Source organism: Stenotrophomonas sp. YJH_SMC_33 (assembly GCF_059372295.1).
The window spans coordinates 40,006-50,820 of record NZ_JCAFVJ010000018.1 but is presented as its reverse complement, the minus strand read 5'-3'; the positions used below and the strand labels follow the sequence as shown (position 1 = coordinate 50,820).

Sequence of the window (10,815 nt, the reverse complement as noted above, 5' to 3'; positions counted from 1 at the left end):
CTGGTGGAATACATCCAGTACTACAACCAGGAGCGCATCAAATTGAAATTGAAGGGCCTGAGCCCGGTACAGTACCGGGAGCAGGCCCAACAGGCCCAATCGGCCGCCTGACCCCTGTCCAAGTCTCGGGGGTCACTTCATCCCTGGGGGCTTGGCCGCGGCATCCATGCCGCGGACACCCCCGCCAACCCACCCTGGCCCGGCCCATTCGATATCCCTGCGTCGGACGGCAAGAGCGTTGGGTTTCCAAGTGGAAAGAGGGGTCAGATCCGTTTTCCGCAGGAAAACGGATCTGACCCCGGAAGTGACCTGGCTTTTGTTTTTTGCTTTTCTTTCTTCAATCCGGGGTGGACGCGCACGGAAATTTTCCGTGGCCGGGAGGGTGGGCTGCGCAGGGGCGTGAGCCGCATGGGCCCGAGGCATGCCTCGGGCGGGTTGGGCAGGACGCCCAACCCCGGTCTTGCCGTGTGCGCAGGACAGCGCACACGAGCAAGCGGCGACCGAGCCTACAAGGACGTATTCACGGCGTCCCCTGCGCAGCCCACCCTCTCGGCCAACCCTCAGTAACCCAGCGCTTCGACCGACCACCCCGAGGGGCTTCGCCGTTGGCTGGATATCCGGATACCCCGTAAACGAAAACGCCCCAGCACAGGGCCAGGGCGTTCTCGTACCTCAGGTCAGGCAGGCATCAGAATTCCTGCCAGTCCCCGTCGGCCAGTTCCGTGGCCATCGGGCGACCACCCGCGCTGCGGCGGGCGGGCGGGGCGGCCGGAGCCGGTGCCGCCGGTGCGGCAGCACGCGGGGCCGGGGCGGCGGCGCGCGCGGGGACAGCCACGGTATCGGTTTCGTCGACCACGAAGATCGACACGGCCTCGCTGAGGTGGCCGGCCTGTTCTTCCATGGCACGGGCGGCGGCGGTGGCTTCCTCCACCAGAGCAGCATTCTGCTGCGTGGTTTCGTCCATCTGCACCACGGTCTGGTTGACCTGCTCGATGCCGGCGCTCTGTTCCTGCGATGCGGCGGAGATCTCGGCCATGATGTCGGTCACGCGCTGCACCGAGGCGACGATCTCGCCCATGGTGGCTCCAGCCTTGTGCACCAGCGCCGAACCGTCGTTGACCTTGCCGACCGAGTCGTCGATCAGGCCCTTGATTTCCTTGGCGGCGGCGGCCGAGCGCTGGGCGAGGGTACGCACTTCGCTGGCAACCACGGCGAAGCCACGGCCCTGTTCGCCGGCACGGGCGGCTTCCACCGCAGCGTTCAGTGCCAGGATGTTGGTCTGGAACGCGATGCCGTCGATGACGCTGATGATCTCGGCGATTTTCTTCGACGAGGCTTCGATGGCCGACATGGTGGTCACCACCTGGCCCACCACCTCACCGCCCTGCGAGGCGACGCCATGGGCGCCGATGGCGAGCTGGTTGGCCTGGCGGGCGTGTTCGGCGTTCTGGCGCACGGTGGAGGTCAGTTCCTCCATCGAGGCTGCGGTTTCCTCCAGGTTGGCGGCCTGCTGTTCGGTACGGCGCGACAGATCGCTGTTGCCCGAGGCGATCTCGCCGGCGGCCGAGCTGATCGCGCGGCTGGACTGCTTGATGCGGGTGACGATCTCGCTCAGCTGCGCGGCCGTGGCGTTGGCATCGTCGCGCATACGGGCGAACACACCCTGGTAGTCGCCATGCATGCGCACGGTCAGGTCACCCTGCGACAGTGCGGCGAGCAGGCCGGAGATCTGTTCGATGCTGCCGGCGTTGGCGTCCAGCAGGCCGTTGATCTGCTGGGCCAGCTGCAGGAAGAAGCCTTCCTTGTCGGTGGCGTCAATGCGGCCGGACAGGTCGCCGGCGGCGGCCTGGGCGATCACGCGGGCCACTTCCGCTTCAACCTGTGCTTCCTGGGTACGGTCGCGCCATTCCACCACGTAGCCGACAGTGTCACCGTCCTCATTGCGGATGGTCGAGACGACCTGGGCAAACTGGGCGTCGCCATACTGCATCGGGCGGCGGGCGACACCGTGCGCCTTCAGGTTGCCCAGCAGGGTCTGGTCCATTTCGCCACGGTGCTCAAGCACGGTGACCGGCTTGCCGATCAGCGAGGCCTGGGCATCGAAGTCCGGCAGGTCGCGGCGGACGTCGTCCTGGTACTGGCTCAGGGTCTGCTGCAGGGCGCGATTGGTGTAAACGATGGTGTTGCTGGTATCAGTCAGGTACACGCCGGTGGAGCTGTAATCCAGCGCGGTGCGGATGCGCAGGTTCTCGCGGGCGACCGCCTGGTCGGTCTCGATGCGTTCGCGCAGGTCGCGCTGCATGCGCTGCATGGCCTGCATCAGTTCGCCTACCTCGTCCTGGCGGCTGACGTCGATGTGGCCATCGAGCTTGCCGCCGGCCACGTCGTTGGCGACCGAGACGGCGCCGCGCACGCTGCCGACCAGTGCGCGGGCGAACAGCCAGACCAGCACCAGGACGAGCGCGGCGCCACCCAGCAGGGCGATCACGGTCAGCACGGCCGAGGCGGAATAGGTGGACGCGGCCTGTTCGCGCGAGGCGCGGGCCAGGCGGTTGTCTTCGGCGATCAGCGCTTCCAGTGCCGAGGCGGCGTTGCGGTGCTTGGTGCGGGTTTCGCCGACGAAGGTATCGATGGCATCGTCCGGCAGGTCCAGCTCCAGCATCTCGGTGACACTGTCATAGGAGGCCAGGGCGTCCTTCCACTCCTTGGCGAAGGTGTCGAACAGCTTCTTCTGCTGCGCGTTGTCGACCAGCTTCGGGTACTCCTTGATCGACTTGTCCATGCTCGCGCGCAGCTCGACGCCCTGCTTGCGTGCATCGGACTTGACGTCGTCGCTGGCCCGGATCAGTTGCTGGTAGGCGGCATTGCGGTATTCGCCCAGCATGCCGCGCATCTCGCCGGCGAGGCGGATGCTCTCCATGCGTGAACCGGCCAGCTCGGTGGTGACGTTGTTCAGCGAATGCAGGCCGCGATAGGCGACGATGCCCTGCAACAGCATCACCAGCAGGAGGACGCCGAAAGTCAGCAGCAGCTTCGGCATCAGTTTCAGGTTGTTGATCCACGGCATGGGCGTTGCGAGCTCCTAAGGCAGACGCGCCCGGGCATCGGGCCCGGTTGCAGCAGAAACCACGCCGGCACCAGCACCGGCGTGGTCCGACGGACAGCGGATTACTTGATGTTGGCCAGCTTCAGGCCAGCGGGCGAGCTGACTTCGATTTCCGCGCGCGAGGCGTCACGCTGGATCTTGCCGATCACGCAGACGGTCTTGCCTTCCAGGGTTTCCAGCGGGAAGGAGAACTTGCTGCGGTTCTCGCCGGCGATGCGGGCCGAGAAGGTGTGGCGCGGGAAGGCGCCGCCCATGTAAAGGAAGGTCGGCTGGCCTTCGGAACCTTCTGCGTAGCGGGCCTTTTCGACCTTGCCGCAGACCATGCCGTCCTTGCCGACCGAGCGCGGTGCCAGTTCCGGCGGGATCATGTCGGCCGACTGGGCGAACGCGGAGGAAGCGGTGGTGGCCAGGACAGCGGCCGAAACGAACGCAAGCAGGGACTTCATCGAGGTATATCTCCGGGGATGGTGATGGTCGTTCCGGTTCTGCGCGCTCCTGCGCGACCGGCTTCTGTCCCCCTATCGGCACTGCCGGGGAGAACTGAAGGGTTTTGTAACCGGAACGTGAAGCAGGTCCGCTCGGTCAGGCAGCAGCGTCTTCGGCAAGGGCGTTCTGCCCCATGTCGGCGCTGTCGAGCAGGGTCTCGATGTCCAGCAGGATCAGCATGCGGTCGTCGTGGGTGCCGATGCCGGAGATGAAGCGGGTGTCGACGGCAGCGCCGAATTCCGGGGTCGGACGGATCTGCTCGGCCGACAGCGGGATGACGTCCGAGACGCTGTCGACCACGATGCCGACCACGCGGTCTTCGACGTTCAGCACGATCATCACGGTGAAGGCGTCGTAGCGGGCATTGTCCAGGCGCAGCTTCAGGCGCAGGTCGATGACCGGCACGATGGTGCCGCGCAGGTTGATCACGCCCTTGATGTAGTCCGGTGCATCCGGCACCCGGGTGACGGCGTCGTAGCCGCGGATTTCCTGCACCTTGAGGATGTCCACGCCGTAGTGCTCGTCACCAAGGGTGAAGCTGAGGAATTCGCCACCGGCGCTGGCGGCGGAGTTGGTCTTGTCGTTCATCGAGGGGTCCTGGTTCTGCCGGAAGTCCCGGTGTCAGGCTCGATATCGGCCCCTCCGGGGGGGACTTTAGGCGCCGGCTCGGAGGCATCCGCGCACGGCGTGGGTCTGCCGAGGATCGGTAGTGCCGGCCGCTGGCCGGCAACGGCAATATGCGGGTTGCCGGCCAGCGCCCGGCACTACCCGTTGAACGCGCCCTACAGCTCGCCGTTGCGGCGTGCCTTGCGCTGGCGGTCGATGCGGAAGATGTAGCGCTGGATGGCGCTGTCGGCGCCGCGCGGAAGGGTGTCAAAGCGCATGCCCACCCGCTTGATCTCGATCCCGTTGGGTTGGCGCTGCGGCAACAGGTTGCAGACAACCAGCCCGATCTCCAGGTCCGGGCCGTCGGGCAACGACAGCACCGCCGGGTAGCGCTTCTGCAGGCTGAACACTGCGCAATCGGTTGGCACGGCGACCGCCAGGCCGCCGCCACTGATGTCCACCACCCGCATCGACAGGGCGTCGGCGCGGCTCTCGCCGGCGGGGATCCGCAGTTGGGGCGAATCAGTGACGGGGGTTTCCAGCCGGTACATCTCACGGCGTTGCAGATGCACCAGTTCGTCCGGAAGGGGGGCGCGGAAGGCAACGTGCCCATCGTTGTCCACGCGCTCCAGCGCGTGCAGGCGGAACCGCACGAGGACACGCTCGAGCTGGGCGAAGCACAGCAGATGGTCGGCCTGTTCGGCGGCGCGGTTGGAAGCCTCCTGCAGGCTGCCATCGAGCAGCAGGTAGTCTTCATCCTCTTCGAGTTCGAGCAGTGCGGTCGGGAACGACCGGTCGCGGCCGTCGATATGGGCATTGATCAGTGATCGCTGGTCGATCAGCGAGCGCAGCAGCTGGCGCAACTGGCGCGGGTTGCGGACCAGGAAACGTTCGTCGGCGGCATCAGCCGCGTGGACATCATGCACTGCAGTGTCGTTGCCGTCGGACATGGAATCTACGGTCAGGGGCGGGCGCCAGCACGCGTTGGCGCGAGGCTCGATGGGGATATCGGCCTCTGCACCGGATTATGAAGTGGGATTTGCATCACTTTCCATGCGTAAGGGGCCAGACCCCTCTCCCGAGGGAGAAGGGTCCGACCCTGGCGACATCAGAACTCCTGCCAGTCGCCGTCTGCAGCCAGCGCCGACTGGGCTGTCCCGGTGCGCAGCGTACGTGCCGGGGCCGCCTTCACGGCCGGTGCGGCAGCTGCGACCTGGCGCGGTACCGGCGCCGCCAGCGGACGCGCCGGAATGGCCGTCGTGCCCTGCGATGCCAGCCGGAAGCGGGCCACGGCTTCGCCCAGCTGCACGGCCTGGTCTTCCATTGCACGCGCGGCGGCGGTGGCTTCCTCCACCAGCGCAGCGTTCTGCTGGGTGGTTTCGTCCATCTGCACCACGGTCTGGTTGACCTGCTCGATGCCGGCGCTCTGTTCCTGCGATGCGGCGGAGATCTCGGCCATGATGTCGGTCACGCGCTGCACCGAGGCGACGATCTCGCCCATCGTGCTGCCGGCCTGGTGCACCAGGCTGGAGCCTTCGGCGACCTTGCCCACCGAGTCGTCGATCAGGCCCTTGATTTCCTTGGCGGCGGCGGCCGAGCGCTGGGCGAGGGTACGCACTTCGCTGGCAACCACGGCGAAGCCACGGCCCTGTTCGCCGGCACGGGCGGCTTCCACCGCGGCGTTCAGTGCCAGGATGTTGGTCTGGAACGCGATGCCGTCGATGACGCTGATGATCTCGGCGATTTTCTTCGACGAGGCTTCGATGGCCGACATGGTGGTAACCACCTGGCCGACCACCTCACCGCCCTGCGAGGCGACGCCATGGGCGCCGATGGCGAGCTGGTTGGCCTGGCGGGCGTGTTCGGCGTTCTGGCGCACGGTGGAGGTCAGTTCCTCCATCGAGGCGGCGGTTTCCTCCAGGTTGGCGGCCTGCTGCTCGGTACGGCGCGACAGGTCGCTGTTGCCGGACGCGATCTCGCCAGCGGCGAGGGTGATGCTGGAGGCACTGGCCTGGATCTGGCTGACGATCTGGGTCAGCTGTGCGACGGTGGTGTTGGCGTCGTCACGCATGCGCGCGAACACGCCGTTGAACTGGCCGTCCATGCGTGCGGTCAGGTCGCCGGCGGCGATCGACTGCAGCAGCTGCGAGAGCTGGCCGAGGTTGCCGTCGGCGACCTGCATCATGCTGTTGAGCTGCTCGATCATCACGCGGAAATCGTGATCGAAGCGCTGCGCGTCACCGCGCTGGCTGAAGTCGCCCGCAGCGGCGGCCGAGGCCAGATGCTGGATCTGCGTATTGATGGCCAGCAGGCTGGCCTTGGCGGCGTCCATCGATTCGTGCAGGATCGCGCGGCTGCCTGGCAGGCGGCGGGCGTCCGGAGCAAGGTTGCCGATGGCGTACTGGTTGAGCACTTCAATGGCATCGACGATCGCATCGAGGTGTTCGAAGATCACCGTGTTGATGCCGCTGGCCAGCTGGCCGTAGACACCCGGGAAGTCTTCCGGAATACGGTGGCTGATGTCCGGGCCGGCATGCATCTGTGCCATCAGCTGCGTCTGCTCGCTGAAACGGCGCAGCATTGCGGTCATTTCGGCCGTGGCCGTAAGCATCCTGCCGGCTTCGTCCCTGCTGGTGGCCTGGGTGCTGACGCTGAGATCGCCGCGGGCGACCGCTTGGATGGCATGCACGGCCTTGCCCAGCGGGCCGGTGACCGCGCGCGAGATGACGATGGCCAGCGCGGCGGCCACCAGCGACAGCAGGATGATGCAGCCGATGATGGCGATCATGCTGTTGCGATGGGTGGCGTTGGCGTCGGCGATCTTGCCGTCCATCTGCCCGGCGATATGGGCGCCCAGTGCCTTCATCGCAGCGAACAGGTCGCGGCGCGCCGGGCGTGACTGCTCGTCGGAGATCTGCCGCGCCAGGACGCCGTCACCGGCGGTCACGGCGTCGCGCATCGCCTTGTTGGCGGCGAAGTAGCGATCCAGTTGCGCGCTGGCTGCGCGATACAGTTCACGCTCCTTGTCCAGCGCCGGCAGCGCCGCGTACGCCGCCAGTTCGTCATGTACGGCCTTGGCGGTGTCGTCCATGCGCTTGTTGTAGTCGGCCACCTTTTCCGGCTGGTCGAGCATGCTCAGCTGGGCCAGTTCGTAGGTGCGGAACTCCCCGAGCTGCGAGCGCGCCTCGCCCAGGTGCTGGACCGAGGGGATATCGTTGCCAGCCATGTCGCGTAGCTGCGCGTTGGCTTCGCTCAGTCGCAGCAGGGCGAACGCGCCGAGGATCAGGGTCATCAACGTGGTGAGGGTGAACCCCACAGCCAGCTTGCGGGCGATGGGCAGATCTTGGAACCACTTCATGCAGGGTGCTCCAGGTGGGCAGAGTGCCGGCGTCTGTGCGCCGGTTTGGGGGTGGTTGCAGAGCGAACGGTGGTTCCCGGTGGGGTTCGGTGACGGCCGTCAATGCGAAATAGCGGCGCAGTCTCGATGGACTTTATGGACGCAGATCACATTCGGATGCGTAGGGAGGGCAGCATGGAAGCGTTGCAGCGACGCGGTTTTCGATTGGATGAAGTGGTTGCGACAGCAACTAGCGTGCCGACGGAGTTCACGATTTGGTTTCGGGGTGCCGTCCCGCAGTCAGATTCCGTTCCTGCGGAAGGGAATCTGACCCCCCCTGGCAGACCGAACACAAACGAAAACCGCCGCCCCGAGGGGCGGCGGTCCATGGTTCGCATGCAGCGTGGATCAGGCCGCCTGCGGCATCCGCAGCGAGCGCACCAACCCACCGATGTCGACGATCAGCGCGACCCGGCCGTCGCCGAGGATGGTGGCGCCGGATACTCCGCCGATGCGGCGGTAGTTGTTCTCGATGTTCTTCACCACGACCTGCTGCTGGCCGACCAGTTCGTCCACCTCCAGCGCGATCTTCTGGCCATCACCTTCGACCACCACCACCAGCGATTCGCTGCCGGGTGCGCGGTTGCCGTAGCCGTAGTACTCGCTCAGCGAGAGGATCGGCAGGTACTCGCCACGCACGCGCAGCACGCGGCCCTCGCCGGCCATGCTGCGGATGTCCTCGGCCTGCGGCTGCAGCGCCTCCAGCACGTACGCCAGGGGCAGGATCAGGGTTTCGCCGGCCACCGCTACGGTCATGCCGTCGAGGATGGCCAGGGTCAGCGGCAGGCGGATCAGCGTGCGGGTGCCGGTACCGAGGCTGCTTTCGATCTGCACCTCGCCGCCCAGTGCCTGGATGTTGCGGCGGACCACGTCCATGCCGACACCACGCCCGGACAGGTCGGTGACCGCATCGGCCGTGGAGAAGCCTGGCTGGAAGATCAGGTCCCAGACCTGCGAATCGGTCGGGTTGTCCGGCACGGCCAGGCCGCGTTCGTGAGCCTTGGCCAGGATCTTGGCGCGGTCCAGGCCACGGCCATCGTCGCTGACTTCGATGACGATATGGCCGCCCTGATGCGAGGCCGCCAGGGTGATCGTGCCGGTCTCGTCCTTGCCTGCACCGCGGCGCACGTCGGGCATTTCCAGGCCGTGGTCGATCGAGTTGCGCACCAGGTGCACCAGCGGATCGGCGATCTTCTCGATCAGGCCCTTGTCCAGCTCGGTACCTTCGCCGACGGTGCGCAGGCGCACCTGCTTGCCGAGGCGGCTGGACAGGTCGCGGACCAGGCGCGGGAAGCGACGGAACACCGCATCGACCGGCAGCATTCGCACGCCGATCACCGCTTCCTGCAGGTCGCGTGTGTTGCGTTCAAGCTGGTCCAGGCCGGCGAACAGGCTCTCGGCGTGGACCGGGTCCAGCGCGTGCGAGACCTGCTTGAGCATGGCCTGGGTGATGACCAGTTCGCCGACCAGGTTGATCAGCGCATCGACCTTGTCGACGCTGACGCGGATCGAGGTTTCCGCTTCCTGGTTGGCGCCGCCACTGGCGGCTGGCGCGGCAGGTGCCGACGGCGCCGCTGCCACCGGAGCGGGGGGCGCTGCGGCCGGGGCCTGGGTGGCCAGGCTTGGCGGCGCGGCCGGACGGATGTCCAGTTCGCAGTCGTCCAGCACCCAGGCGAAGGTGTCTTCGATCTTGCTGCGCGGCACCTTGCCGACCAGGCCCAGATCCCACGCCAGGTGGGCCTCCAGCGGGTCGAGCTGGGCGAAGCCGGGCAGGCGTTCCATGCGCGCGGCGACCTGCAGCGAGCCGAGGTGTTCCAGTTCGCGGATGATGCGCAGCGGATCGTTGCCACTCATGAACAGCGACGGCGCTGGAGTGAAACCGATCTGCCAGGCTTCAGGGGTATCGTCCACCTTGGCCGCTGCCGCGACCGGAGCGCTCGATGCGGCCTGGCCGGAGAGAACGGCTTCCAGGCGCGCCTTCACTGCGGCGACAGCGGCGGGGTCGGCAGCCTGGCCGTGTTCGGCTTCGCGCAGCAGGGCGCGAAGCACGTCCACCGAAGACAGCATGGCGTCGACGGCATGGCCTTCCAGCGCCCGCTTGCCGGCACGCAGCTCATCGAGCAGCGTTTCCAGCACGTGGGTCAGGCCGGCGATGGCATCGAAGCCGAAGGTGCCGGCGCCGCCCTTGATCGAATGGGCGGCGCGGAACACCGAATTGATGATCTCCGCGTCCTGCTGCCCCGATTCCAGGGCCAGCAGGCCAGCCTCCATCGCGTCGAGGCCTTCGCGGCTCTCCTCGAAGAAGGTGGCGTGGAAGCGTTGCAGGTCCATGCTCATGGCAGTGGCGGTCCGGAAGCGAAGAAGGGGAGCGGTGCGGGGCGATCAGCCCAGCACTTTCTGCACGGTGGCGACCAGCTGTTCCGGATTGAACGGCTTGACCAGCCAGCCGGTGGCACCGGCGGCCTTGCCTTCGGACTTCTTGTCGGCAGCCGATTCGGTGGTCAGCATCAGCAGCGGGGTGAACTTGTAGTCCGGCAGCTGGCGCAGTTCGCGGATCAGCGCGATGCCGTCCATGTTCGGCATGTTGACGTCGGTGACCACCGCGTTGAAGCGCTGGCCCTTGGCGCGACCGAGCGCGACCGCGCCGTCTTCGGCTTCTTCGACGGCAAAACCGGCCGAGGTGAGGGCGAAGGAAACCATCTGGCGCATCGACGCCGAATCGTCCACCACCAAGATACGTGCGCTCATGCAGCGTTCTCCACAGATTTCAGGTTGTCATGGGTTGCGTCCAGGCCCAGGGCCTGGGTGACGCCCAGCAGGCGCGCGGCGTCACGGAAGGTTGCGGTGCAACCGTGGAAGCCGGTGCCCAGGCCTGCCTCGCGGCGGGCCTGCACGAATGCACACAGCACCTGCACGGCGGCCGTGTGGATGCGGGCGACCTGGCTTGCATCCAGGGTCAGCTCGCCTGCCTGCGCCACCAGCGGGGCGAGGCGGTTCTTGAGCTCGGTGCTGCTCTCGATGCCGAGATCCCCACCCAGTTCGACAGTGCTCATCGTTGCTCCGGACAAACGGTTCCGTGATCCATAACGGCACCCCGGCAGGGTTCTTTAGGGGAATCGACGCGGTGCGCCGATGCGGTGTTGTTCGGGGACGGGAGATGCCAATGCTGCGCATCGGCACCTGCAGTCCCCGACAGGCACCGCGTCGGCGCAAAGCGCCG

General features: G+C 66.8%; 9 protein-coding genes. 1 reads left to right on the top strand and 8 read right to left on the bottom strand.

Annotated elements, in window-relative coordinates:
* Positions 1 to 111 (top strand): IS3 family transposase (locus AC5P9W_RS18930; protein ID WP_288042072.1); only part of this gene is annotated, 111 nt, incomplete at its 5' end.
* 577 nt (positions 112 to 688) lie between these two features.
* On the opposite strand, the gene AC5P9W_RS18925 is transcribed toward AC5P9W_RS18930, so the two are convergent.
* The 8 genes from AC5P9W_RS18925 to AC5P9W_RS18890 all read right to left on the bottom strand — a co-directional run bounded on the left by AC5P9W_RS18925 (position 689) and on the right by AC5P9W_RS18890 (position 10,648).
* Positions 689 to 3,067, bottom strand: a complete 2,379-nt coding sequence (locus AC5P9W_RS18925; RefSeq protein WP_495219398.1) for a methyl-accepting chemotaxis protein — start codon at positions 3,065 to 3,067, stop codon at positions 689 to 691.
* Positions 3,068 to 3,168: 101 nt separating this feature from the next.
* Positions 3,169 to 3,552: a hypothetical protein gene (locus tag AC5P9W_RS18920; protein WP_021202161.1), complete on the bottom strand. Its 384-nt coding sequence runs from the start codon at positions 3,550 to 3,552 to the stop codon at positions 3,169 to 3,171.
* Positions 3,553 to 3,688: 136 nt separating this feature from the next.
* A complete protein-coding gene (locus AC5P9W_RS18915) occupies positions 3,689 to 4,180 on the bottom strand; it encodes a chemotaxis protein CheW (protein ID WP_019659583.1) in 492 nt (163 codons plus the stop codon).
* A gap of 194 nt (positions 4,181 to 4,374) precedes the next feature.
* Positions 4,375 to 5,148: a flagellar brake protein gene (locus AC5P9W_RS18910; protein ID WP_021202160.1), complete on the bottom strand. Its 774-nt coding sequence runs from the start codon at positions 5,146 to 5,148 to the stop codon at positions 4,375 to 4,377.
* A 158-nt stretch (positions 5,149 to 5,306) separates the two neighbouring features.
* On the bottom strand, positions 5,307 to 7,556 hold the full coding sequence (locus AC5P9W_RS18905; protein WP_111099181.1) for a methyl-accepting chemotaxis protein: 2,250 nt from the start codon (positions 7,554 to 7,556) through the stop codon (positions 5,307 to 5,309).
* Between the two features lie 387 nt (positions 7,557 to 7,943).
* Positions 7,944 to 9,932 (bottom strand): chemotaxis protein CheA, encoded by a 1,989-nt coding sequence (locus tag AC5P9W_RS18900; protein ID WP_206621987.1) that lies wholly within the window; start codon positions 9,930 to 9,932, stop codon positions 7,944 to 7,946.
* Between the two features lie 45 nt (positions 9,933 to 9,977).
* Positions 9,978 to 10,343, bottom strand: a complete 366-nt coding sequence (locus AC5P9W_RS18895) for a response regulator (RefSeq protein ID WP_005409521.1) — start codon at positions 10,341 to 10,343, stop codon at positions 9,978 to 9,980.
* Entirely contained in the window at positions 10,340 to 10,648 is a 309-nt protein-coding gene (locus AC5P9W_RS18890; protein WP_019659587.1) for an STAS domain-containing protein, read from the bottom strand. The genes AC5P9W_RS18895 and AC5P9W_RS18890 overlap by 4 nt, the downstream gene beginning before the upstream one ends.
* Positions 10,649 to 10,815 lie beyond the last annotated feature (167 nt).